We start from the raw sequence: 24,010 nt of genomic DNA on the forward strand, positions 1-24,010 counted from the left end.
CTCAGGCTCCTTGCGTGGTGTCGGTGGTCAGCGCCAGACCGACCTGTGATGCCAGTGGGCGCTGAAGTTGTGTACTGATCCAGCGGCCAGTGGCCGCCAGTTGCGCGAGATCAACGCCCGTGTGAATGCCAAGACCGTGGAGCAGATACACCACATCTTCAGTGGCGACATTGCCCGAAGCCCCCTTGGCATAGGGGCAACCGCCGAGCCCCGCCACCGAGCTATCAATAATGCTCAACCCTTCTTCTAGCAGGGCATAGAGATTGGCCAGTGCCTGCCCATAGGTGTTATGAAAATGTGCGGCCAGATGGGTCAGCGGCACTTCGCGCTGTACGGCTTCCAGCATACGCTTGGCGGCGATGGGTGTGCCGCAGCCGAGGGTATCGCCAAGAGAGATTTCATAGCAGCCCAGCTGGTAAAGATCGCGGCTGACTGCAGCCACCTGCTCGGGGGCGATCTCGCCTTGATAGGGGCAGCCCAGCACCGTCGAGACATAGCCGCGCACCTGGATACCTGCTTCTTGTGCTCTCTCGATCACTGGCACAAAGCGTTCGATGGATTCTGCAATCGAGCAGTTGATATTTTTTTGGGTAAAGCTTTCTGAGGCGGCGCTAAACACCGCCACCTCATCGACACCGGCCGCCAAAGCAGCTTCCAGGCCTTGAAGGTTGGGTGTCAGGGCGGCATAGGTGACACCCTGCTGGCGTGAGAGGCCCGCCATGACTTGTGCGCCATCGGCCATTTGTGGCACCCAGCGCGGCGAGACAAAGCTCGCGGCTTCAATATGGCGTAAGCCAGCGCTGCTCAGCCGCGCGATCAGTTCGATTTTGGTGGCGGTATCAATCTGGCGCGCTTCGTTTTGCAAGCCATCACGCGGGCCGACTTCCACCAGACGGACAGAGGCAGGCAGGCTCATGGGTGGGTCTCCTCTCGCTGGGTGGAGGCAGGGGCATCGGCGGCCGACTCGCTGGCGGCAAAGTGCACCAGTTCTGCGCCTTGTTCGACCAGATCTCCAGCTTGATACAAGAAGCGCTCGACCTGCCCATCCGCCGGGGCATGCAGGGTATGTTCCATCTTCATGGCTTCCATGACCATCAGGGCTTCGCCTTTTTTAACTGTCTCTCCCGCAGCGACCAACAGGGTCACGATTGAGCCATTCATCGGCGCATTCAGGCTGTTGGCGACCTCATCATATTCATGGCGTTGTTGATCTGGGCGCAGCCACTGACAGCGTAAAATGCCATCGGCCGTGAAGAAGGTCAGCGCTGTATCCAGTGCTGCAAAGGGCACACTCTGGCGATGACCATTGATGACCACTTCGAGTGTATCGCCTTCAAGGCGGCCTTCGACCAGTAGCTGTTGCTCTTGCCAGTGAAGACGCCATTGGGGGCGATGTTGGCTCAGCTGCTCGGCCTGGATATCCATCTGGCTGCCGTCGTGCAATGCAAAGCGCAAAGGCAGCTGAGAAGGTTGATTCAATCGCCAGCCATTGGCCGCATGCCAGGGTGAATAGGGATCGAGTGAGCCTGCAGCCTCCTGCTGCCTTTCTTGGGCCAGCCGCAACAGCGCGTAGAGGCTGGCCAGAGCGAGGGTGTGATCCTCGGCCTGGGCGCGGGGTTGAAACAACAGCGCTTGATGCTGCTCGATAAAGTGAGTATGCACTTCACCAGCATGAAAGGGTGCACTGCTGGCGAGCCGCTGGAGAAAATCGATATTGGTGGTCAGACCAGCAATCCGGTATTCGCCCAGTGCTTGAATCAACCTTTGGAGTGCGGTTTGGCGATCTGGCCCCCAGACAATCAGCTTGGCCAGCATGGGGTCATAATAGATGCTGATCTGATCCCCTTCGAGTACGCCAGTATCCACGCGCACAAAACGCGATTCAGCCGGTTGGCGCAGATAGCTTAAGCAGCCGGTGGCAGGCAGAAAATCCTGCTCTGGATCTTCGGCATAAATGCGTGCTTCAAAGGCATGGCCTTGGATTTTCAGCTCGGCTTGTTTTAAAGGCAGAGGCTGACCGATCGCAATACGCAGCTGCCACTCGACCAGATCCTGTCCGGTAATCATCTCCGTGATGGGATGCTCAACCTGCAAGCGGGTGTTCATCTCCATAAAAAAGAACTCGCCGCGGGCATCCAGCAAAAATTCGACTGTCCCAGCGCCGACATAACCTATTGCCTGAGCGGCCTTCAGGGCCGCTTCTCCCATGGCTTGACGCAGTTCGGCGCTCAGATGGGGGGCAGGGGCTTCTTCAATGATTTTTTGGTGGCGTCTTTGGACTGAGCAGTCCCGCTCAAATAGATACACCCCTTGGCCCTGCTGATCACAGAAGACCTGCACCTCGACATGGCGCGGCTGAAGCAGATACTTTTCAACCAGCATCTTGTCCTCACCAAAGGCATTGCGTGCTTCGCGTTGGGCGGCGGCCAGTGCAGATACAAACTCGCTGGCTTGATGCACGATCCGCATGCCCTTACCGCCACCACCGGCGACGGCTTTGAGCAGGACGGGATAGCCTATTGTGGCGGCTTCTGCGGCAAGAAACTCAGGCTCTTGCTGATCACCGTGATAACCCGGGACCAGCGGCACACCGGCGGCCTCCATAATGCTTTTGGCGGCTGATTTACTGCCCATGGCTTCAATAGCGGCCTGAGGTGGGCCAATAAATATCAATCCGGCCTGTTGGCAGGCGGCCACCAGCTCACTGTTTTCAGATAAAAAACCATAGCCGGGGTGAATCGCCTGCGCGCCGGTTTGCTTGGCAGCGGCGAGAATACGATCAACGCGCAAGTAGCTCTCCCGCGCTGGGGCTGGGCCGATGGCGATGGCCTCGTCTGCCATTTTGACATGCAGTGCATCGCGATCGGCTTCAGAATACACCGCAACACAGCTCAGGCCGAGTTGATGGGCAGTACGAATAATACGACATGCAATTTCACCGCGATTGGCGATGAGTATTTTGGTCAGAGTCAGGTCTTGATGAGCCAGCATAGGGCGTCCCTCTTGATTGTTGTTGTCGGCGGGCGAAAGACTCAGTTCTTTTGACGGGCCTCTTCATGGGTCTCTTCATGGGGCTCTTCACAGACCCCTGGCTGCCAAGGGGGTGGCCGCTTGGCAAAAAAAGCACTTAAGCCGGCCTGTCCTTCCTCTTCTACTCTGAGCTGAGCAATGCACGCTGTAGTGCGGGCTTGTGTGGTGGCATTGATCGGGTGATCGCCCACATAGCGCAGCAATTGTTTACAGGCTTGTAACGCCTTGGGGCCATTATTGAGCAGGCGCTGGACCAGCTGCTCTGACTTGTGTTCTAAGTCGGCTGCAGCCACGACCTGATGGACAAGTCCCAGTTCGGCGGCGGTGGTGGCACTGATCACCTCGGCGGTCAAGGCATAGCGGCGCAGCGCACGTTCACCTATGGCGCGCAGGACATAGGGACTGATGACGGCTGGAGCCAGCCCGAGTTTGACTTCTGAGAGGCACAAGCTGGCTTGATCACTAGCCAAAGCCACATCACAGCAGGCGATGAGCCCTACCGCACCACCATAAGCCGCGCCTTGCACCAGACACAGGGTGGGGCAGGGCAGGAGATCCAGTCTTTCCATCAAGAGGGCCAGCTGTTGTGCATCCTGAAGATTCTCAGCTTGGCTCATCTGCGCCATGCGCTGCATCCAGGCCAGATCCGCGCCAGCCGAGAAGCTCTTGCCGCTTGAGCGCAGCACCAGTAAGCGCGCCTCAGTCAGACGCACCTCTTCAAGTTGATCGATCAAGCGTGCGATCAGCTGATCATCAAAAGCATGGTGCACTTCTGGTCGGTTTAAAGTCAGCGACGCGACGCCACGTGCATCAATATCGAGTAGAGAAGCGGGTTGCATCATCGGCTCCTTACATGCGGAACACGCCAAAGCGTGTTGGTTGAATCGGCGCATTCAGCGCGGCTGAAATAGCCAGACCCAGTGCATCGCGAGTTTGCAAGGGATCCAGAATGCCATCATCCCAGAGGCGTGCGCTGGCATAGTAGGGATGCCCCTGTTCTTCATACTGATCGAGAATGGGCTGTTTAAAAGCGGCTTCCTCTTCTTCAGGCCAATCCTGCCCTTGGCGTGCTAACTGCTCACGTTTGACCTGCGCCAGCACATTGGCGGCCTGCTCACCCCCCATCACCGAGATGCGTGCATTGGGCCACATCCACATCAGATTTGGATCATAGGCGCGGCCGCACATGCCATAGTTGCCGGCGCCAAAGCTGCCGCCAATCACCACGGTGAACTTGGGTACTTGCGCGCAGGCCACGGCGGTGACCATCTTCGCTCCCTGCTTGGCTATGCCTTCATGCTCATAGCGTGAGCCCACCATAAAGCCAGTAATATTCTGCAAAAACAGCAGCGGAATACCGCGTTGGGCACAGAGTTCAATAAAGTGGGCTCCCTTGAGGGCTGATTCAGAAAACAAGACGCCATTATTGGCGACGATGCCGATGGGGTAGCCATGCAAGCGTGCAAAGCCCGTGACCAGTGTCTCGCCATACCAGCGCTTGAATTCATCAAACTCTGAGCCATCGACCAAACGGGCGATGACCTCGCGGACATCAAAGGGTTTACGCAGATCCGTCCCCACGATGCCGTAAAGTTCGCTTGGGTCATACAACGGCGGGCGAGAGGGTTGGATATCCAGCTCGCCTTGTTTGCGCCAGTTGAGGCGGCTGATGGCGCGGCGCACCAGTTGTAACGCATGCTCATCGTTGAGTGCCAGATGGTCGGCCACGCCGGAGATCTTGGCATGGACTTCAGCGCCACCTAGATCTTCTGCGGAGACGATTTCCCCCGTGGCCGCCTTGACCAGCGGTGGCCCAGCCAGAAAGATGGTGCCTTGACCCTTGACGATAATCGACTCATCCGCCATAGCCGGAACATAAGCGCCACCAGCCGTACAGGACCCCATCACTGCCGCAATCTGAGGAATGCCTTGGGCTGAGAGGGTGGCCTGATTGTAAAAGATGCGCCCAAAGTGATCGCGATCAGGAAAAACCTCGTCTTGACTGGGCAGGTTGGCACCACCAGAATCCACCAGATAAATACAGGGCAGGCGATTTTTGCGCGCGATTTCTTGCGCACGCAGATGCTTTTTGGCCGTCATAGGGAAGTAGGTGCCGCCCTTGGTGGTGGCATCATTGGCCACGATCAGGCATTCCACGCCAGCAACACGCCCAAGACCAGTAATCACCCCGCCACCCGGTACTTGATCACCATACATGCCCCAGGCCGCCAGTTGCGACAGCTCTAAAAAAGGGGTGCCTGGATCGAGTAGATGCTCGATCCGCTCTCGTGGCAGGAGTTTACCGCGTGCGCGATGCCGCTCTTGTGCTGCTGGGCCACCGCCGGAACGCACCCGCTCAAGCTGCGCATGAAGATCATCCACCAGTGCCTGCATGGCTTGTGCTTTGGCTTGAAACTGCGCATCACGCGGATTGATCTGAGAAGAGATCACACTCATCCTGAATATCCTTTTGAAAAATGAAAGGGAAGGCCAAAAGGCCCACTGAGTGCACAGTGGGCGATGGCTTCAGCGGGATTCAGTAAAGATTTCACGCCCGATCAGCATGCGACGGATTTCGCTGGTACCCGCACCGATCTCGTAGAGCTTGGCATCGCGCAGCAGACGGCCGGTTGGGTAGTCGTTGGTATAGCCATTGCCACCCAGCAGCTGAATCGCATCCAGTGCAACCTGCGTGGCTTTTTCCGCGCAGTAAAGAATGACACCGGCTGCATCTTTCCGGCTGGTTTCACCGCGATCACAGGCGCGCGCGACGGCATACAGATAAGCACGGCAGGCGCAGAGGGTGGTGTACATATCGGCCACCTTGCCCTGTACCAGCTGGAACTCACCAATCGGCTGACCAAATTGCTGGCGCTCATGCAGATAGGGGACCACGACATCCAAGGCCGCCTGCATAATGCCAGTGGGGCCAGCAGCCAGTACGGTGCGCTCATAATCGAGGCCGCTCATCAGTACGCGTACGCCCTTGCCTTCTTCACCCAGCAGGTTTTCGACTGGGACACGGCAGTCCTCAAAAACCAGTTCGCAGGTATTGGAGCCGCGCATACCAAGCTTATCGAGCTTGGGTTGACGCGAGAACCCAGCCCAATCGCGCTCAACAATAAAAGCACTGATGCCCTTGGCACCGGCCTTCACATCCGTCTTGGCATAGATGACGTAGGTATGGGCATCTGGCCCGTTGGTGATCCACATCTTGCTGCCATTGAGCAGGTAGTGATCGCCTTGTTTTTCAGCCCGCAGCTTCATGCTGACCACATCTGAGCCAGCATTGGGCTCAGACATGGCCAGTGCGCCGATCTTGTCGCCTGAGCAGAGGTCGGGGAGGTAGCGTTTTTTCTGCGCCTCGTTGCCATTGAGCTTGATTTGGTTGACGCAGAGATTGGAGTGCGCGCCATAGGACAGAGCCACCGAGGCCGAGGCGCGCGAGATTTCTTCCATCGCAATCGCATGGGCAAGATAGCCCATACCGGAGCCGCCATATTCTTCGGGCACGGTAATACCAAGCAGGCCCAGATCACCGAACTTCTTCCATAAATCCATCGGGAAGTTGTTCTCGCGATCGATCGCGGCAGCGCGTGGAGCAATTTCGGCGGCCGCAAAGGCATTCACCTGCTGGCGCAGCATGTTGAGTTCTTCTTCCAAGCCAAAGTTCATTTCAAGAAAAGGTGCGTGCATGATTGAGTCCTTCTTTTATTGTTGTTGATCAGACCAATAAACTGACTTTAAGGTAAGTTGACGTAAACGTAAAGCTCTTGAGCGAAAAAAACCCCGCCGTAGCGGGGTCAACAGGGCAGAGTGTTGATCAAGGGGGAAGCAAGATCAGCAGTGTGGTGCTATTTCATCGAAATCGTGGTGTTGACGCCCGCAGAAATACTGTCAGGCTCAAACCAGCGCTCGGTTACGGTTTTGCTATGCGTCCAGAATTTGACCGCTTCCTTGCCGTTGGGACCGAGTGGGCCAAGGCGTGAGGCGCGCGATCCAGTGAAGCTAAAGTAGGCCACAGGCACAGGAATAGGCATGTTGATACCCACCTGCCCGACATCGATCTCGTTCTGGAACTTGTGTGCTGCCCAGCCTGAAGCGGTAAACAGTGACGTCCCATTGCCATTTGGATTGGCATTGATAAAGGCGATGGCTTCATCCAGCGTTTCGACCTCAACAACACACAGTACAGGGCCAAAGATTTCTTCTTGGTAGATGCGCATCTGCGGTGTGACTTGGGTAAAGACGGTGGGGCCAACAAAGTTGCCCTGCTCGTAGCCGCTGACTTGATAATCGCGGCCATCCAGCGCCAAGGTCGCCCCTTCTTCAACACCAGAAGTGATCAAGCGCTGAATACGCTCTTTGGCCTGAGGGGAAACGACAGGGCAGACATCGACAGTGACATCGGTGCCGGGGCCGACGCGCATTTTTTTCGAGCGCTCAACGATATCGGCTGACCATTGGCGCGCCTCACCAACCAGCACCACCACAGGATTGGCCATGCAGCGCTGACCTGCGGCACCAAAGGCAGAGCCGATCAAGGCATCGATGGCCTGGTTTTTGTTGGCATCAGGCAGGATGACGCAGTGGTTCTTGGCTCCCATCATGCACTGAGCGCGCTTGCCCGCTTGAGAGGCCAGCTGATAAATGATATCGCCAACATGGCTGGAGCCGATAAAAGACACGCCCTTGATATGTTCATGCTGGCACAGGCGCGCCGCGACTTCTGGGCCGCCATGCACCACGTTCAATACGCCGGGTGGCAGGCCAGCTTCATGGGCCAGTTCAACCAAGCGCAGGGTTGAGGTGGGGTCCTGCTCCGAAGGCTTGAGTACAAAGGTATTGCCGGTGGCGATGGCGATCGGGAACATAAAGCAGGGCAGCATTACCGGAAAGTTAAAGGCGGTAATGCCAGCCCCAACGCCCAAAGGCTGTTTCAAGGTGTAAACATTGACACCGGTGGCGACATTTTCAGCCAGCTCGGAAAGCTGCAAGGTAGGAATGGAGCAGGCATGCTCGATCACCTCAAGCCCACGGCCAACTTCGCCTTCGGCATCGGGTAGGGTTTTGCCATGCTCTTCCGTAATCAGGGCAGCCAGCTCTTTTGTATGCTCGCGCACCAGCTGCTGGAACTTCAGCATAATACGCATCCGCGCACCAAGAGAGGTTTGACGCCAGCTGGCATAGGCCTTATGTGCGCTGTCAATCGCGCGATCGACTTCTTCCAGGGTGCAAAAAGGAACGCGAGCCACCACCTCTTGTGTGGCTGGATTGAGTACGTCGCGCCAGTCGCTGGATTGAGAAATGACCGGCTGGCCGTCAATGATCATCGGGGTTTGGCGTGGTGTCATGTTAAGCCTCTTGGTTGTGTGTCTTGTTGTTGTTTGTCTTGGTTCTATGGGGATCTTGAAGAGACGCCCTGGGTATCACTGAATCCATCTTAGGCAGCCTCGCCAGCGCTTGACAAGAGCAGAAAATGCAAAGCATCATTGCATTATTGCAAGGCTTGAATAGCAAGTCGATGGCGGCCAAAAGGAGATGCAGATGGATTGGGAAGATGTGCGTGTTTTTCTGGAAGTCGCACGAACTGAAAGATTGAGTGAAGCGGCTAAGCGATTGGAAATCAATGCTTCCACGGTATCAAGAAGGCTACATCGCTTAGAAGAAAGCCTCAGTGTGCGTCTTTTTGAACGCAGTGTTGAAGGGCATCAGCTCACCCAGCAGGGGCAGCTTCTCTTGGCGAGTGCGCGCCAAATGGAGCAGCAAGCCCTAACAGCCAGTGAAATTTTGCAAGGCTTGGATGCGCAGATCAGTGGCCGTGTACGCCTTGGATGCACGGAAGGATTCGGCAGTTTTTTTATTGCGCCGCATCTGGGGCAGTTGCTGGCGGCTGCGCCTCAACTGAGTGTTGAGCTGCTGCCGATGCCACGCTTTGTCAAGCTGACGCGTCAGGAGGCGGATCTGGCGGTCACGATTGAGCGCCCTCGTCAGACTTCCTTGGTGGTCACCAAGCTCTGCGATTACCGTTTGCAGCTTTATGCTACGCCGGCCTATTTGGCGCAGGCACCGCGTCTGGCCTCGCTGGAAGACTTGCAGCAGCAGCGCTTGATTGGCTATATCGATGAGTTGATGTTTACGGATCAGCTCAATTATATGCAGCATCTGTTACCCGAGATTGAACCCCCCTTGCGCAGTACCAGTGTCGTCACGCAGTTTGCGATGGCGCGTGCTGGGTTGGGTGTGGCCATCCTGCCTTGTTTTTTGGCGGACCCTGAGCCCAGTTTGCAACCCCTGCTGACCGATCAGCTGGATCTAACGCGCAGCTTTTGGTTAGCTGCGCAGCCAGAGCGCAAGCGGCTTGCTCGAGTTGAAGTGCTCTGGCAAGGCTTGCGCGATCTGGTGCAACAGCAGTCGGCTTTATTAATGGGGCTGCAGGATCAATGATCGAGCGTTAAAAAAAACTCTGATTCACTCTTGCGCTTGCCAAGGCTGAGTTGCAATTGGCCTGGTCTGCGCTGAGGATGTTGATCAGTGGTTCCTTAAATTAACTCAATCGCTACGGCCGTTGCCTCACCACCACCAATACAAAGGCTGGCTATGCCTTTCTTTTTGCCTTCTTGCTCTAGTGCATGCATCAGCGTGACCAGAATCCGTGAGCCAGTTGAGCCGATAGGGTGGCCTTGTGCACAAGCACCGCCATAGATGTTGGTTTTTTCTTCAGGAATCCCCAAGCCATCTGTCGCCAGCAGCGTCACGACCGCAAAGGCTTCGTTGATTTCAAAAAGATCAACCTGATCCAGTGACCAGCCTGCTTTATCGAGCACCTTCTCTATGGAGCCAATCGGTGCCAAGGTGAATTCGCTGGGCTCGCGTGAATGTGTTGCGTGAGCCACAATGCGCGCTTTGGGCTTGAGGCCGCGCTTTAAGGCTTCGGATTCGCGCATCAGCACCAGTGCCGAGGCACCATCTGAAATCGAGCTGGAGTTGGCTGCGGTGATAGTGCCATCTTTTTTGAACGCAGGGCGTAGGCTGGGGATTTTATCGATTTTGGCTTGATGAGGCTGCTCATCATCCACCACTGTGACCTCGCCTTGACGCCCTTTGACCACCACGGGCGCGGTTTCGGCTTTCAGCTTGCCTGCTTCGATGGCTTTTTTAGCGCGCTCCAGAGAGCGGATCGCAAAAGCATCCAGCCCTTCACGGGTATAGCCTTTTTCGTCAGCCACTTCCTGCGCAAAAACACCCATTAACTTGCCGGTGCGCGCATCTTCTAAACCATCCAGGAACATATGATCCTTGATTTCACCATGACCGAGGCGGTAGCCGCTACGTGCCTTGGTGAGGATATGCGGCGCGTTGGACATGCTTTCCATGCCGCCGGCAACCATCACTTCGTTGGTGCCAGCTACGAGCAAGTCATGTGCCAGCATCACGGCTTTCATACCCGAGCCGCAAAGCTTATTGATCGTGGTCGCTCCGGTTGAAACAGGCAATCCGGCCTGCATCATCGCCTGACGCGCTGGACCTTGCTTCACCCCAGCAGGTAAGACGCAGCCCATAATGACTTCCTGAACAGCATCAGGCTGGAGTCCTGCGCGCTCAACGGCGGCTTGAATGGCCACGCTGCCCAGCTCGGGGGCGGTCAGGCTCGAAAGTGCGCCCATCATGCCGCCCATAGGCGTGCGAGCACCAGCAACAATCACGATAGGGTCTTGAGAAGTGTGCATAGATCTTTCCTTTTGTTGGTCACATAACAAGGTCAATGAAGAGGAGACCGATTTTGAATCTCAACGCAGAGCTTGCCTGATCTGGGAGGATCACACTAGAAGGGCGTGTGACTCCAGGGTCAATGAAACCGAGCGTTTGCTTGGTATTGGCCTGATCTGCAGGCTGTGTTGCGCTTGGTCCTGCGCCAAAAGTGCAAGTTGGCAGCGCAAAAAAAGGCTTGTTCCGCTGCGCAGCATGGATTAGTCTTGCATAAAACCGAGCGCTTGCTTGTTTTTGCCAAAGTAGCACAGGCTGCTTTTTTTTAAAAGTCAAACTTTACGTTTACGTCAAGGTTATACAAGAAAAACAAACAACACCTGGAGGTCCTATGTCCACTTTAGCCCCCGCTCAGGATTACACTGCCTTTTACCAGCAGTTTCAGCTGAGTGAGATTGAATCCCAGCTCTCTGGGCGTTTGGCCACTGGCTTGAATGCCTATGTCGAATGCTGCGCGCGCCATGCAGAGGGATCACGTGCCGAGCAGGCGGCACTGGTTCATGAAGATACGGCAGGGCAGGTCACACGCTATAGCTATGCTGAACTGGATCAGCTCAGTGGTCGCATCGCCAATCTACTTAAAAGCCAAGGCGTGCAACCTGGAGATCGTGTGGCGGCGATGCTCTCACGGACACCAGAGCTGCTCGGCCTGATTCTGGCGACTTGGCGTCTTGGTGCGGTGTATCAGCCTTTGTTTACCGCTTTTGGCTATGAGGCGATCGATTATCGACTCACGCAGGCCAAGACGGTGCTGGTGGTCACTGATACCGTCAACCGCGATAAGTTTGCGCCGATCAGCACACTGCCGCGCCTTGTCTTGATCGGCAGCGCAGAAGAGGCGGCCCATTGGGGTGATGCTCATTTTGAGGGCCTGTTGGCTGAGCAATCCAGTGAGTGCGCACCAGTGATCCTTGATGCTGAGCAGCCCTTCTTGCAAATGTTTACCTCTGGCACGGTTGGAAAATCCAAGGGTGTCGCGGTGCCGCTCAAAGCCTTGCCTGCTTTTTATATCTACATGCGCTATGCGGTTGATCTACAAGAGGGTGATCTCTTTTGGAACATGGCAGACCCGGGCTGGGCCTATGGTCTTTATTATGCGATTACCGGCCCCTTGCTGCTGGGCGCGACCACTCACTTTAATGAGGCGGGCTTTACAGCAGAAAATACGCTGGCCTTCTTACAAAAGCATCAGATTACCAATCTGGCTTCTGCACCCACAGCCTATCGGATGATGAAATCCAGCGGTGTACTGGATGGGCAGGCCGATACGCTGGCCTTGCGTGTCGCCAGTTCAGCCGGTGAGCCTTTGAATACCGAAGTGGTGAACTGGGTTTCTCAGCATTTAGGTTGCCGCGTGATGGATCACTATGGACAAACTGAAACCGGCATGACCTGCTGTTGCCATCATGCCTTAACCCATGCAACGCCTGTCGGTTCCATGGGGCAGCCCTTGCCTGGCTATCGTTTGGTCATCCTGGATGCTGAGTATCAAGAGCTGGGAGCAGGGCAGACAGGGCAGCTGGCGGTGGATATGGAGGCTTCACCGGCTTTCTTCTTCCAAGGCTATACCTGGCAAGAGAAGAAGCCCTTCCACGACAAGTACTACCTAACAGGGGATGTGGTTGAGCTGCATGCGGATGGCACCTTCTGGTTTGCCGGTCGGGATGACGACATCATCACCACAGCAGGTTATCGCGTTGGCCCCACCGATGTCGAAAACACCGTACTGGAGCATCCTGCGGTTGCGGAATCGGCTGCCGTTGGCAAGCCGGATGCGCTGCGCGGCTATGTGATCAAATCCTATGTGGTGCTCAAAGGCGATTATGAGCCGAGCGACGAGCTGGTCAAGGATATCCAGCAACTGGTGCGCGAACGCCTTTCAGCCCATGCCTTCCCGCGTGAAATCGAGTTTGTTGATGCCCTGCCCAAAACACCGAGCGGCAAGATTCAGCGCTTCCTGTTGCGCAAGCAGGCTGAAGAGGCTGTCGCTTCTTAATCGGTATCAGCCCAGTACCAACAAAAAGACCGCGTGGACCGCCTTCGGGTGGTCCTCACCGGGTCCCTTGACTTTAAAATCCACCTGAGGTCGTGCATCGTGTTACAAAAACGAAAATATGGCGAAGAGCACCCCTACTGGCCAGCTGGCCCGTTCAAAATCCGTTTACCCTTTATTCACTACCGTTGGGAGTGGCCAGAAACCATTCAGGCGCTGGTGATGTTTGTGGTTGCTATGTCGGCCATCCCACTGTTGGAGCAGTATCTGGCACTGCCCTATGAAGTTGCGCTGGCCTATGTCGTGATTTGTGGGATCGGCTTTATGCTGCCCAATCTGCTGGGTGTACCCTTTGTGCCTGGCTGGATTACCCCAGCCTTACCAGTGGTGTTGCTCTTTATCGGCCAGTTTGAACCAGGCCCGGATGCGATTCGTGCTTTGGTTGCCTTGCAGCTGGTGGTGACTTTTATTTTTCTCTTTATGGCGGTCACGCGGCTGGGCAGTACGCTGGTCAACAATATCCCCAACTCATTTAAGGCCGGCATTCTACTGGGCGCGGGTATTGCTGCCATCTCAGGAGAAATCGCAACAGGTGGGCGGCTGCACACCACGCCTATTTCGCTCACCATTGGTGGGTTAGTGACGGCTTACGTTCTTTTTTCGCTCTCGTTTCGCCAATGGACAGAAGAACACCGCTGGGCCAAGGTGATTGCAGGTTATGGCATGGTGCCCGGGATTCTGGTCACCATGGCGATTGCTTGGGCCATCGGTGAATATCCACTGCCTGATGTGCGCTGGGGTATCGATCTGCCTGATTTTGCCGCGACCTGGGACTATCTGCCAATGACCTTGGGCTTCCCCCCGATGGCAGTGTTTATTGCGGCAGTCCCAACGGCCATCATCGCTTATATCATTGCTTTTGGTGACATTATTGTGGGACAGAGTCTGATCAAGCGCGTCGATCACCTGCGCCCAGATGAAAAAATCGAAGTTGATGTGGACCGTGTGCACCTGGTGACCGGTATCCGCAACCTGATGCACTCCTTCTTTGCACCCTATCCTGGTTTGGCCGGTCCGCTGTTTACTGGCGTGATGGCAACCATTGCTGAGCGTTACCGCTATGGCCGTGGAGCCATGGACAGCATCTATTCAGGTGCAGGGGTATTCTGGATCGTCGGTTTTTTTGCCATGTTCTTGTTGCCACTGGTCACCTTCTTTAAGCCCGCTCTACCGATTGCCCTGTCGATCACCCTGTTGATTACCGGCTTTTTATGTATTGCAGTGGCGGTCGAGCAGATCGATAACGCCACCTCGATGGGCGTCGCAGGTTTGATGGGTGTTGTGCTGGCGGTGCATGGTGCGGCCTGGGGTTTGGCCGCAGGTTTTGTCCTCTACATGTTGATTGAGTTTCGTGGTCGCGGTGCCAAGGCGGTCGAACCTGAAGAGCCGATCCATGTCGAGGATGCGCCAGAAGTCATTGCCGATGCTCGAGCCAAAGAGAGTTGATCGAGCTTGCTATTGAAAATGTGATGGCTGGATACACACCTCCAGCCAGTGAATTGTGAAACTGAACAAAGAGGAAAGACTATGCAAATTGCACAAGGCAGCTTTGTCATTACCGGTGGCGCTTCAGGTCTGGGCGAGGCAACAGCCCGTTATCTGGTTGCTCAAGGCGCACAGGTTGTGCTGGCGGATTTGAATCAGGCAGCTGGCGAAGCCTTGGCTGCAGAATTGGGTGATGCCGCGTTGTTTAGTGCGTGCGATGTAACTTCGGCCAGCGATGTACAGCAGGCCGTCGATCTAGCGCAGAACCACTTTGGCCCACTGCGTGGCGCGATCCATTGTGCTGGTGTGGTGGTTGTGCAGAAGCTGCTAGATCGAGAGCTGAACCCCGCTGATCTTGATGCCTTTAGTCGTGGCGTACAGATCAATCTGGTTGGCAGCTTTAACGTGATGCGTCTGGCTGCCGCAGCGATGGCGAAGAACAGCGCCTTAGAAGATGGCGAACGCGGTGTGCTGATCAATACGGCTTCGATCGCGGCCTTTGATGGGCAGGTCGGGCAGGCCAGCTATGCCGCATCCAAAGCTGGTGTGGTGGGTATGGCCCTGCCTATTGCACGAGAACTGGCGCGGCATGGGATTCGGGTGATGACCATTGCTCCTGGTGTGTGCGGCACGCCGATGATGAGTGGCATTCCAGATGAAGCACGGGCGCAACTCGAAGCCGGCGTGCCCTTTCCCAAGCGCCTTGGCAAGCCAGAAGAGTTTGCCTCTTTAGTCGGCCATATTATTCAAAACACCTATCTCAATGGCGAAGTGATCCGTATGGATGGCGCCATTCGCATGGTGTAAGGAGTCAAGAATGAGTTGGATGCTGAATGAAGAACAACGCCTGATCCAAACGACGGCGCGAGATTTTGCGACGGGTGTGCTCGCACCTCAGGCCGCCGCCTTAGATGCAACAGGTGATCCTGAGATACTGAAAAGCCATCTGCGTCAGCTCGCTGAGCTGGGTTTTATGGGATTGAATATTGATGAAGCCTATGGCGGCGCTGATGTTGGCACGGTGAGCTTTTCTCTGGCGATCACTGAACTTGCACGCGCTTGTGCCTCAACGGCGGTGACGGTCTCGGTCAGCAATATGGTCGCTGAGGTGATTCAGGCCATAGGTACTGAAGAGCAAAAAAGTCGCTACCTGCCTCAGCTCTGCGCTGGCGAGATGTATGGCGGCAGCTTTTGCCTGAGTGAAGTAGGAGCGGGTTCAGACCCTGCGGCGATGAAAACCCGCGCCGTCAAAGAAGGCGAAGACTGGGTGCTCAATGGCAGCAAGGTGTGGATCTCGACTGCGGCGATCGCAGGGGTCTTTGTGGTCTGGGCAGTGACTGATCCTGAAGCGCCCAAAGGCAAGGGTATTTCGTGCTTTTTAGTGCCTGCCAATACGCCGGGTGTGACGGTTCAAGCTGCTGAGAAAAAAATGGGCCAAAAGGGATCGGGAACCCATGAGGTGCTCTTCACTGATTGCCGCCTGCCTGCCGATGCTTTGATGGGGGCTGAGAATCAGGGTTTTAAAATCGCAGTCACTGAGCTGGCTGGAGGACGGATCGGCATTGCTTCTTTGGCTTTAGGTGTGGCTGGCGCGGCACTGGATTATGCGCGGGATTACATTCAAGAGCGCCAGCAGTTTGGCCGCCCCTTGGCTGATTTTCAGGGATTGCAGTGGATGCTGGCCGAGCAGTACACCGAGATGGAAGCCGCGCGGTTATTGACCCTGCAAGCGGCAATGCTGAAAGAAGCAGGACAGCCTTTTGCGACGCAGGCTTCTATGGCCAAGTTGATGGCCAGTGAAAAGGGCAATCAGGCTTGCTATGTGGCTTTGCAACTGATGGGAGCCAATGGCTATATGCAGGACTATCCGCTAGAGCGCTATGCACGGGATATTCGTGTCACCAGCATTTATGAGGGCACCAGCGAGATCCAAAAAGTCATCATTGCGCGTGATCTGTTGCAGGGCTAAGTTGCAGGGTTAAGAAGTTTCGGCCGACTCGCTTGAGTGGGCCGAAACGCATCAAGGAGCAAGCAAAACTGGTCACTGGTGCAGATAAGGGGTATATTCAGAGCCCTTTAATTCATCACTGGAATGGAAACAACCATGCTGATTTTCATCTTTTTGGGCTTGGTCGTGGTGCTGGCTTTTGTAACCATCTTTTTTGTGCATCATCGTAAGGCACAAGAGGAAAAACGCATACAGTTTGAGCGTCTTGTGCGCGAATTAGAGCAGCAAGCCAAGCGTGTTGAGCCTTTGCTGACCCGTTTAAGACCCCATCTTCTTCCTTACGATCTGCGTGCGGCTTTGGCCGAGCGCTGGATCCGTATTCTGCACAACCGTCGTGATCTTGGTGATAAGAGCGAGGCTTTTCAGGCCCACTTGCAGGAAGCAGAGCAGCTAGTCAGTGAGATCAAAAGCACCAGTCAGCCTCAGGTTCAGCGTATTGCCGATAATAAACAAGGGCAAGAAGCTCTGAATCTGCTGAAGAATGTGCAGTATCTGATTATGAAAGAATATCGCGAGGGCAAGCTGAGCGAGGCCAAAGGACAGGAGTATTTAACCAGCCTGCGCCATGCGGCTACACAGGTGGTGGTGGAGATGAATCTCTCTCAGGCCGAGCAGCAGCTAGAGGCCAAGAAGTACCGTGCGGCGATGATCTACTATCAGAATATCCTCAAAGAATTAAAGAAGTATCGCGGTACAGATCAATCTGAATTCCGTGATGTTTACAATGATGTCCGGGCGACGCTGGATCGCATCAAACCACTGGCACAGCAGGAGCTGAACCAAGGCCCGAACCTCTTAGCTGATGGCATGCAGGCTGAGGAAGAAGAGGATGCCTTTCAATCCGATATTCAGCGCGCGGTCATAGCAGGCAAAGAAAGAGCGCGTCAAAGCCGAGGCTGATTTTTGCGCAGCTGGTTGAGTGAAGAGCCGCCCCGAGGTTGGCAGCACGCACTAAAAAGCCCACTTTTGAGTGGGCTTTATGTTGATGGGTCAGTAGCCGACTAGTCGGCAGCCACCAATTCGCGCTGTTGAGCTAAAGCAGGGCTTAATGCGGCCAGTACTGCATTCAGGTTAGCGGCCACTGTATCTTCACTGATTGCGACACCCACAAAACGCGTCTCACCCAGACTGAGTTGAATATAGGTCACCGCCTGTGCTGCGCTGCCCTGGGTTAAAGCATGTTCGCTGAATTCGCTGATCTCGATGGCTTGGCCTAAGCGCTTACTCAAGGCCTGGGTCAGGGTATGTAATGCGCCCTTGCCTTCACCTTTCAGTGTAAAGTGCTCGCCTTGATGCTGGATCACGGCTTCGAGCTGATCACGATCGCTGCGCTCTAACTTATAACTGATCAAGTGCGCCTGCTGCTCGGTGGCGAGATACTGCTCAGCAAAGGTTTGCCAGATTTCTTCTCGCTTTAGCTCGCGTGCCAAGGCTTCTGTTTTGGCCTGCACCGCACGCGCGACTTCAATTTGCAGCCAGCGTGGCAACTGCAAGCCATAGTCGGCTTCGAGAACATAGGCCACACCGCCCTTGCCAGATTGACTGTTGATGCGGATCACGGCTTCATAAGAGCGCCCTAAATCCTGCGGATCAATCGGCAGATAGGCCACCTGCCAGCCTTCTTCAGCACTTTGCTGACTCAGGCACTTTTTGATTGCATCCTGATGGCTGCCAGAAAAGGCCGTATACACCAGCTCACCAATATAGGGGTGGCGTGGATGGGTGGGGATCTGCGTACAGGCCTCGACCACCTCGATAATTTCATCCACCTCGGCCAGATAAAGCTGTGGATCAACTCCCTGGCTGTAGAAGTTCATCGCCAGTGTAATCACATCCATGTTGCCGGTGCGCTCGCCATTGCCCATCAAGGTGCCTTCAACACGATCTGCGCCTGCCATCAGGCCCAGCTCTGCGGCAGCGATACCACAGCCCCGGTCATTATGGGTATGCAGGCTGATTTCGATCAACTCGCGTTGCTGGATATGACGGCAGAACCATTCGATCTGATCGGCAAACACATTCGGTGTCGACATCTCGACCGTGGCGGGCAGGTTGAGGATAATCTTCTTCTCGGGAGTCGGGCCCCAAGCCTGCACAACGGCATCGCAGATCTCGACTGCAAAATCCAGTTCAGTACCGGTAAAGCTTTCAGGCGAGTATTCCAAACGCCAGTCTGTGTCTGGATGCTGTGCAACACGCTCTTTGACCATCTTCACACCTTCCACCGCGATGGCAATAATTTCGGCACGACTCATCCGAAACACGCGTTCACGCTGCACGGTAGAAGTCGAGTTGTAGACGTGAATGATGGCTTTTTTTGCTCCCTGCAAGGCCTCAATGGTGCGATCAATCAAATGTTCACGGGCTTGGGTCAGTACCTGAATCGTCACATCGTCAGGAATCAGGTTTTCTTCGATCAGCTCGCGTACAAAATCGAAATCAGGTTGGGAGGCGGCCGGAAAGCCCACTTCAATTTGTTTAAAGCCAATTTTGACCAGCAAGGCAAACAGGCGTTTTTTTTGCGCCACCGTCATTGGATCAACCAGTGCTTGGTTGCCATCTCTTAAATCCACACTACACCAGATCGGCGCTTGATCCAGTGTACGGTCGGGCCATTGGCGATCGGTTAAGCGGACAGGGGTAAAAGGGCGGTACTTGGTATGATCAAAATTGGACATGATAAATAACCTCTGTGTCGCAAAAAGAGTCCAGGGAAGAAAAGCCTAAGATAGGGCTAGTCTAACTCAGGACAAAGGGTGAAAGATTGCAAAAAGGTCGTCAGAAAGATTTTTTTTGCCATGATTATTTAGTCTTGGCTTTATTGTTAGCTAAAAGTTGCGCAGAAAGCGTAGAATCTGCAAATCAAATTAGCTTATCTGGTTTTTGAATGGTCTGATGCACCAAAGCGCAGCAGACTGGGCACAAAGGGGGAGAAGATGGATTTAGATCGAATAGACCGGCGTATCCTGGAAGTGTTGCAGCGTGATAGTCGCTTAAGTAATCAGGATTTGGCCGAACAGGTTGGGTTGTCTCCTTCACCTTGTTCACGTCGGGTCAAGCAGCTTGAAGAGGCAGGCTATATTCAGGGTTATAGCGCCCGCTTGAATACCTCGCAGCTAGGATTAAAGCTGACTGCCTACATCCAGGTGGCTTTGGATCGGCATACGCCAGATCGCTTTGCTGAGTTTGATCGGGTGGTTAGTCGTTGTCCAGAGGTGGTCGAATGTGCGCTGGTTACGGGGCAATCTGCTGACTATACCGTCAAGGTGATCGTGCCGGATATGGAGTATTTTCAGGAGTTTTTACTCAATACTATTACCCAGATTCCAGGCGTGACTGGCGTGCATTCCAGCTTTGTGATGCGCAAGGTGGTGGATAAGACGCAGGTGTCTTTAAAGCACTTACAGGCTTAATGCCCTTGCCCTTGCGTGCTCTCATTCAGAGCACAAAAATCAATTTTAACTCATGTAAAAAGCGTGAAAAAAGAGTATGGATATTTCGACCACTGTTTTGCTGATCTTGTTTTTTGCCGCTCTGGCTGCAGGATTTATTGATACCCTCGCCGGTGGCGGCGGCTTGTTAACCATCCCAGCCTTGCTGCTGGCTGGTGTGCCGCCTTTAGCCGCGCTGGCCACCAACAAGGTGCAAAGTGTGTTTGGTGTGTTAACGGCCTCAGTGACTTTGATACGCCGTGGCTGGCTGGATTGGCGTGCTTTAAAAGGAGTTTTTCTGATAGCGCTTCTTGGATCGATGAGCGGCGCGCTGGCGGTACACTGGATCAACCCGGACTGGCTGCGTTTTATAGTACCCTGTGTCTTAGCTGCGATAGCGCTGTATTATCTACTGAGCCCCCAGGCTGGAGAGTTGGAAACCCAGCCAAGGGTCAGCCCTCAGCTTTACCAACGCGCTGTGTTGCCTGCGATCGGTGCTTATGATGGGATGTTTGGCCCTGGCACAGGCTCTTTTTACACGACATCAGGTGTGGCTTTGCGGGGGATGACCTTGCTGCAAGCTACGGTGCAGGCCAAATGGTTAAACCTCGCTACTAATTTGGGTGCCGTACTGATTTTTGTCGCCAGTGGTCAGGTCGTCTGGATCTTAGGTGGGGTGATGCTCTTAGGGCAGATGCTGGGTGCCTGGCTCGGCACCCTCGCGGTGATCAGGGGCGGAAGTCGCTTGATTCGCCCCTTATTAGTCACGCTCTGTTTGGTGATGCTGGCGCGTTATTTCTTTGCTTGAGTGGTGGACTTGAGCATTTCAGTAATGCCGGCAACAGCGCCACCGATATTGGCCAGTTCAGCAGGAATAATCATCGTGTTGTTGGTTTTCGCCAGGTTGCCAAATTCTTTGACATACTGCTCAGCAACACGCAGATTGACCGCCTCAATCCCGCCTTCTTCTTTGATCGCCAGAGCAATTTTGCGCAGACCTTCTGCGGTGGCTTCGGCGACCAGTTCAATTTCCTTGGCGCGACCTTCAGCCTCGTTGATTTGTTTCTGCTTTTCGGCCTCTGACATGTTGATCACTTCTTGTTTCTGACCTTCAGAAACGTTGATCATGGCTTGGCGCTCACCTTCTGACTTGGCGATGGCGGCGCGGCGCTCACGCTCAGCGCGCATCTGTTGTTCGAGCGCATCTTTAATGCTGGCAGGCAGCTCGATGTCTGAGATTTCATAGCGTAAGACCTTGATTCCCCAAGGTTTAGCCGCGTCATCTAAGGCTAAAACGACTTCCTCATTGATCTTGGCACGCTCTTCAAAGGTTTTATCCAGATCCGTTTGCCCGATCACCGAGCGCATGGTGGTTTGTGCTAACTGAGAGGCCGCATAGCGATAGTTGTTGATGCCGTAGCTGGCTTGATGGCTATCGACAACTTGAATATACATCACGCCATTGATGCCGACCTGAATGTTGTCTTTGGTCACACAAGCCTGACGCTCAACATCGATGACTTCTTCTTTTAAAGTGTGAACATAAGCCACTTTATCAATAAAAGGAATCAGCAGATGGAAGCCTGAGTCGAGGGTGCGGTGGTAGCGACCTAACCGCTCAACGATAAAATTGGATCTTTGTGGAACAATGCGCGCTGTTTTGATGATGGTGATAATGACAAAAAGCGCAAAGCCTAGTCCTAAAATAGTGCCGATATCGAACATAGTAAAAACATCCTGTGTGGTTTCGATGAGTGAGGGGTGACTCTGGTGCTTCAGGGTTTCACTTTTCATGGGATCTGCCCTGATCGGGTGAAGAGGGTGGTGTCCGCGACAGGTAAAGTTCTATACCTTGGTTGCGAACCACCCAAGCGACTTCACCGGCTTTTAAATCCTCATCGCTGAGGCCATGCCAGTGTACGCCATTCAGACTGACGCGTCCGCTGCCTTGCTGGAAATCAGTGACCACTGTCACACGTTGACCGATTTCCTGTTGAAAGTGCAGCGTGTTTTTCTTCTCGGAGCGGGTTTCTCCGACAAAATAACGCTTCAGTTTTTTGCGAGCGATCAGCAGCAAGGCCAAGCTGCTGCTGCCAAAGACCAGCATCTGCATGGCTGAGGATTCGATCCAACCAAGGTGGAGCAAAAGGCCGGTGATCAGTGCGCCTAAACCAAGAAAAACCGCCACGATACTGGTGGCGAGAAGCTCAGTGAGAATCAGAAAAAGACCAAATACAATCCATGCAATAGGTGTCATAGTGTTCTCGTTTTAGGCTTGGAATGCGGCAAATAAAGCATCAATTTGTTCAAGATGAGGCTGCTGCTCTTCAGGGCTGAGCCAAGAGCCAGTAAAGGCATTGCGTGCCAGTTGATGCAGCTGTTCGCTTGTCAGCGGTAAGGCTTCGATCAAAGCGCGATAGTTATCCATCATATAGCCACCGAAATAGGCTGGATCATCGGAGTTGATCGTGACTTTTAAGCCTGAATCGAGCATCTGAATCAGCGGGTGCTGTTCCATCTGCTGCACAACGCGCAGCTTCAGGTTAGACAGAGGGCAGACCGTCAGTGTCATTTGGCGCTCAGCCAGGGTTTGAATGAGCTGTGGATCTTCAAGAGAGCGATTGCCATGGTCGATGCGATCCGTATGGAGCAGATTCAGCGCTTGCCAGACGTAGTCTGCTGGGCCTTCTTCACCAGCATGCAAAGTGATCTTAAAGCCCAGCTCTTTGCAGCGCGCAAACACCCGCGCAAACTTCTCTGGTGGATGACCCTTCTCAGAAGAATCGAGGCCAAAGCCATCAATCAGCGGGAAGAAGTCTTCTGCTTGTGCCAGAGTGGCAAAAGCACTCTCCTCAGAAAGATGGCGTAAAAAAGAAAGAATCAGGCGAAAACTGATCCCCAGTTCGGCTTGGCCTTGTTCTAACGCACGACGTATACCATGGATTTGCGTTGCCAGAGGGATACCGCGCTCTAGATGCGCTTGAGGATCAAAGAAGACTTCAACATGAACCACGCCATCTTGATGCACACGCTGCAGATAAGCCCAGGTTAGATCATAGAAGTCGGCCTCATGCAGCAGGACGGACATCCCTGCATAGTAGACATCCAGAAATTCTTGTAGATTGTTAAACTGGTAGGCGGCCTGGAGTTCGGCCACACTGGCGTAGGGCAGAATCACGCCATTGCGTTCAGCCAGGGCAAAGACCATGGCGGGTTCTAAGCTACCTTCAAGGTGCAGGTGCAGCTCGGTTTTGGGGCAGGCAGCGATTAAATCAACAAGCTTGTGCTTCATAGAAAGACCTAGTACAGAAAAGAAAAGTCGACTTTAGCTGTATTGAGAAGGGATTGCAAAATCGATCTGGTGTTTTATTAAAGAGGTGTCCGATGTCCGAAATCTATCAACCCCCTCGGGTTTGGCAAGCCAAGCCATCGGGTGGGCAGTTTGCTGCGATTAATCGTCCAGAAGCGGGAGCGCGCTATCAGCAGAGCCTGCCGCAAGGTGAGCAGCCGTTACAGCTTTATTCTTTGGCGACCCCGAATGGCGTCAAGGTCACCATCCTGTTGGAAGAACTCCTCGCTTTGGGTATTGCAGAGGCAGAGTATGATGCTTGGTTGATTGATATTCAGCAGGGAGAGCAGTTTTCGAGTGGTTTTGTTGCCTTGAACCCCAATAGCAAAATCCCTGCGCTACTGGATCTCAGCGGCTCTGAGCCAGTGAGAGTGTTTGAGTCGGGATCGATTCTGCTTTATCTCGCAGAAAAACACGGTGTGTTTTTACCTGCCAGCCTGCGTACTGAAGTGATGAACTGGCTGTTCTGGCAAATGGGGAGTGCTCCCTTTGTTGGCGGTGGTTTTGGTCATTTTTATGCTTATGCCCCGCAGAAGTTTGAATATCCCATTGATCGCTATACGATGGAAACCAAGCGTCAATTGGATGTCCTGGATCGCCTGTTGGCAGAGCGGGAATATATCGCTGGCGCAGACTATACGCTGGCCGATATAGCAATCTGGCCTTGGTATGGTGTGCTGGCACTGGGAGAGCTGTATAACGCAGCGGAGTTCTTACAGGTGCAGGATTATTCGCATCTGCAACGCTGGGCTGCGCAGATTGCCGCGCGTCCTGCTGTGCAGCGTGGTCGAATCGTGAATTTAGCTTGGGGCGAGGGGCCGCAGCTGAAAGAAAGACATGCGGCGGCGGATGTGGATGCGGTGCTTGCGTCTTTTGCTGAACGCTAA

At 54.2% G+C, this 24,010-nt stretch carries 20 protein-coding genes; 9 read left to right on the forward strand and 11 right to left on the reverse strand.

Annotated elements, in window-relative coordinates:
• Position 1: 1 nt before the first annotated feature.
• The 6 genes from V6U78_RS09565 to V6U78_RS09590 form a co-directional block, all read right to left on the reverse strand.
• Entirely contained in the window at positions 2-916 is a 915-nt protein-coding gene (locus V6U78_RS09565) for a hydroxymethylglutaryl-CoA lyase (RefSeq protein ID WP_405339818.1), read from the reverse strand.
• Entirely contained in the window at positions 913-2,991 is a 2,079-nt protein-coding gene (locus V6U78_RS09570) for an acetyl/propionyl/methylcrotonyl-CoA carboxylase subunit alpha (protein WP_405339820.1), read from the reverse strand. Before V6U78_RS09570 ends, V6U78_RS09565 begins: the two co-directional genes overlap by 4 nt.
• Before the next feature lie 41 nt (positions 2,992-3,032).
• The gene (locus V6U78_RS09575; RefSeq protein ID WP_405339822.1) at positions 3,033-3,872 is read right to left on the reverse strand and encodes an enoyl-CoA hydratase-related protein; all 840 of its coding nucleotides are present in this window, start codon (positions 3,870-3,872) and stop codon (positions 3,033-3,035) included.
• A 7-nt stretch (positions 3,873-3,879) separates the two neighbouring features.
• The gene (locus V6U78_RS09580; RefSeq protein ID WP_405339824.1) at positions 3,880-5,487 is read right to left on the reverse strand and encodes a carboxyl transferase domain-containing protein; all 1,608 of its coding nucleotides are present in this window, start codon (positions 5,485-5,487) and stop codon (positions 3,880-3,882) included.
• Between the two features lie 69 nt (positions 5,488-5,556).
• Positions 5,557-6,726 (reverse strand): isovaleryl-CoA dehydrogenase, encoded by a 1,170-nt coding sequence (locus V6U78_RS09585; RefSeq protein WP_405339826.1) that lies wholly within the window; start codon positions 6,724-6,726, stop codon positions 5,557-5,559.
• A gap of 158 nt (positions 6,727-6,884) precedes the next feature.
• Positions 6,885-8,384: a CoA-acylating methylmalonate-semialdehyde dehydrogenase gene (locus V6U78_RS09590; protein ID WP_405339828.1), complete on the reverse strand. Its 1,500-nt coding sequence runs from the start codon at positions 8,382-8,384 to the stop codon at positions 6,885-6,887.
• A 193-nt stretch (positions 8,385-8,577) separates the two neighbouring features.
• Here V6U78_RS09590 and V6U78_RS09595 point away from each other — a divergent pair, with 193 nt between their 5' ends.
• Positions 8,578-9,477, forward strand: coding sequence for a LysR family transcriptional regulator (locus tag V6U78_RS09595; protein ID WP_405339830.1), 900 nt, complete (start codon positions 8,578-8,580; stop codon positions 9,475-9,477).
• A 95-nt stretch (positions 9,478-9,572) separates the two neighbouring features.
• On the opposite strand, the gene V6U78_RS09600 is transcribed toward V6U78_RS09595, so the two are convergent.
• The gene (locus V6U78_RS09600; RefSeq protein ID WP_405339832.1) at positions 9,573-10,760 is read right to left on the reverse strand and encodes an acetyl-CoA C-acyltransferase; all 1,188 of its coding nucleotides are present in this window, start codon (positions 10,758-10,760) and stop codon (positions 9,573-9,575) included.
• 368 nt (positions 10,761-11,128) lie between these two features.
• Here V6U78_RS09600 and V6U78_RS09605 point away from each other — a divergent pair, with 368 nt between their 5' ends.
• The 5 genes from V6U78_RS09605 to V6U78_RS09625 all read left to right on the forward strand — a co-directional run bounded on the left by V6U78_RS09605 (position 11,129) and on the right by V6U78_RS09625 (position 17,243).
• A complete protein-coding gene (locus V6U78_RS09605; RefSeq protein WP_405339834.1) occupies positions 11,129-12,793 on the forward strand; it encodes an AMP-binding protein in 1,665 nt (554 codons plus the stop codon).
• Positions 12,794-12,892: 99 nt separating this feature from the next.
• Positions 12,893-14,296 (forward strand): xanthine/uracil/vitamin C permease, encoded by a 1,404-nt coding sequence (locus V6U78_RS09610; protein WP_405339836.1) that lies wholly within the window; start codon positions 12,893-12,895, stop codon positions 14,294-14,296.
• Positions 14,297-14,377: 81 nt separating this feature from the next.
• Entirely contained in the window at positions 14,378-15,142 is a 765-nt protein-coding gene (locus V6U78_RS09615; RefSeq protein WP_405339838.1) for an SDR family NAD(P)-dependent oxidoreductase, read from the forward strand.
• Positions 15,143-15,152: 10 nt separating this feature from the next.
• The gene (locus V6U78_RS09620; protein ID WP_405339840.1) at positions 15,153-16,304 is read left to right on the forward strand and encodes an acyl-CoA dehydrogenase family protein; all 1,152 of its coding nucleotides are present in this window, start codon (positions 15,153-15,155) and stop codon (positions 16,302-16,304) included.
• Between the two features lie 135 nt (positions 16,305-16,439).
• On the forward strand, positions 16,440-17,243 hold the full coding sequence (locus V6U78_RS09625) for a hypothetical protein (protein WP_405339842.1): 804 nt from the start codon (positions 16,440-16,442) through the stop codon (positions 17,241-17,243).
• Between the two features lie 101 nt (positions 17,244-17,344).
• Here the strand turns inward: V6U78_RS09625 and leuA are convergent, their stop codons facing one another.
• Positions 17,345-19,021 carry a 2-isopropylmalate synthase gene (gene leuA / locus V6U78_RS09630; RefSeq protein WP_405339844.1) on the reverse strand — a complete coding sequence of 559 codons (1,677 nt, stop codon included), beginning with the start codon at positions 19,019-19,021 and terminating at the stop codon, positions 17,345-17,347.
• 258 nt (positions 19,022-19,279) lie between these two features.
• Here leuA and V6U78_RS09635 point away from each other — a divergent pair, with 258 nt between their 5' ends.
• The gene (locus V6U78_RS09635) at positions 19,280-19,756 is read left to right on the forward strand and encodes an Lrp/AsnC family transcriptional regulator (RefSeq protein ID WP_405339846.1); all 477 of its coding nucleotides are present in this window, start codon (positions 19,280-19,282) and stop codon (positions 19,754-19,756) included.
• 76 nt (positions 19,757-19,832) lie between these two features.
• Positions 19,833-20,582 carry a TSUP family transporter gene (locus V6U78_RS09640; RefSeq protein WP_405339848.1) on the forward strand — a complete coding sequence of 250 codons (750 nt, stop codon included), beginning with the start codon at positions 19,833-19,835 and terminating at the stop codon, positions 20,580-20,582.
• Here the strand turns inward: V6U78_RS09640 and V6U78_RS09645 are convergent.
• Genes V6U78_RS09645 through V6U78_RS09655 form a run of 3 tightly spaced genes read right to left on the reverse strand, consistent with a single transcriptional unit; the run spans position 20,567 to position 23,066 of the window.
• Positions 20,567-21,568 carry an SPFH domain-containing protein gene (locus V6U78_RS09645; protein WP_405339850.1) on the reverse strand — a complete coding sequence of 334 codons (1,002 nt, stop codon included), beginning with the start codon at positions 21,566-21,568 and terminating at the stop codon, positions 20,567-20,569. The genes V6U78_RS09640 and V6U78_RS09645 overlap by 16 nt on opposite strands.
• Positions 21,558-22,031 carry an NfeD family protein gene (locus V6U78_RS09650; protein ID WP_405339852.1) on the reverse strand — a complete coding sequence of 158 codons (474 nt, stop codon included), beginning with the start codon at positions 22,029-22,031 and terminating at the stop codon, positions 21,558-21,560. The genes V6U78_RS09645 and V6U78_RS09650 overlap by 11 nt, the downstream gene beginning before the upstream one ends.
• Before the next feature lie 12 nt (positions 22,032-22,043).
• Entirely contained in the window at positions 22,044-23,066 is a 1,023-nt protein-coding gene (locus V6U78_RS09655; protein WP_405339854.1) for an adenosine deaminase, read from the reverse strand.
• Between the two features lie 92 nt (positions 23,067-23,158).
• Here V6U78_RS09655 and yghU point away from each other — a divergent pair, with 92 nt between their 5' ends.
• Positions 23,159-24,010, forward strand: a complete 852-nt coding sequence (yghU, locus tag V6U78_RS09660) for a glutathione-dependent disulfide-bond oxidoreductase (RefSeq protein ID WP_405339856.1) — start codon at positions 23,159-23,161, stop codon at positions 24,008-24,010.

The organism is Marinospirillum alkalitolerans (genome assembly GCF_045055655.1).
Taxonomy (GTDB): domain Bacteria; phylum Pseudomonadota; class Gammaproteobacteria; order Pseudomonadales; family Halomonadaceae; genus Marinospirillum; species Marinospirillum alkalitolerans.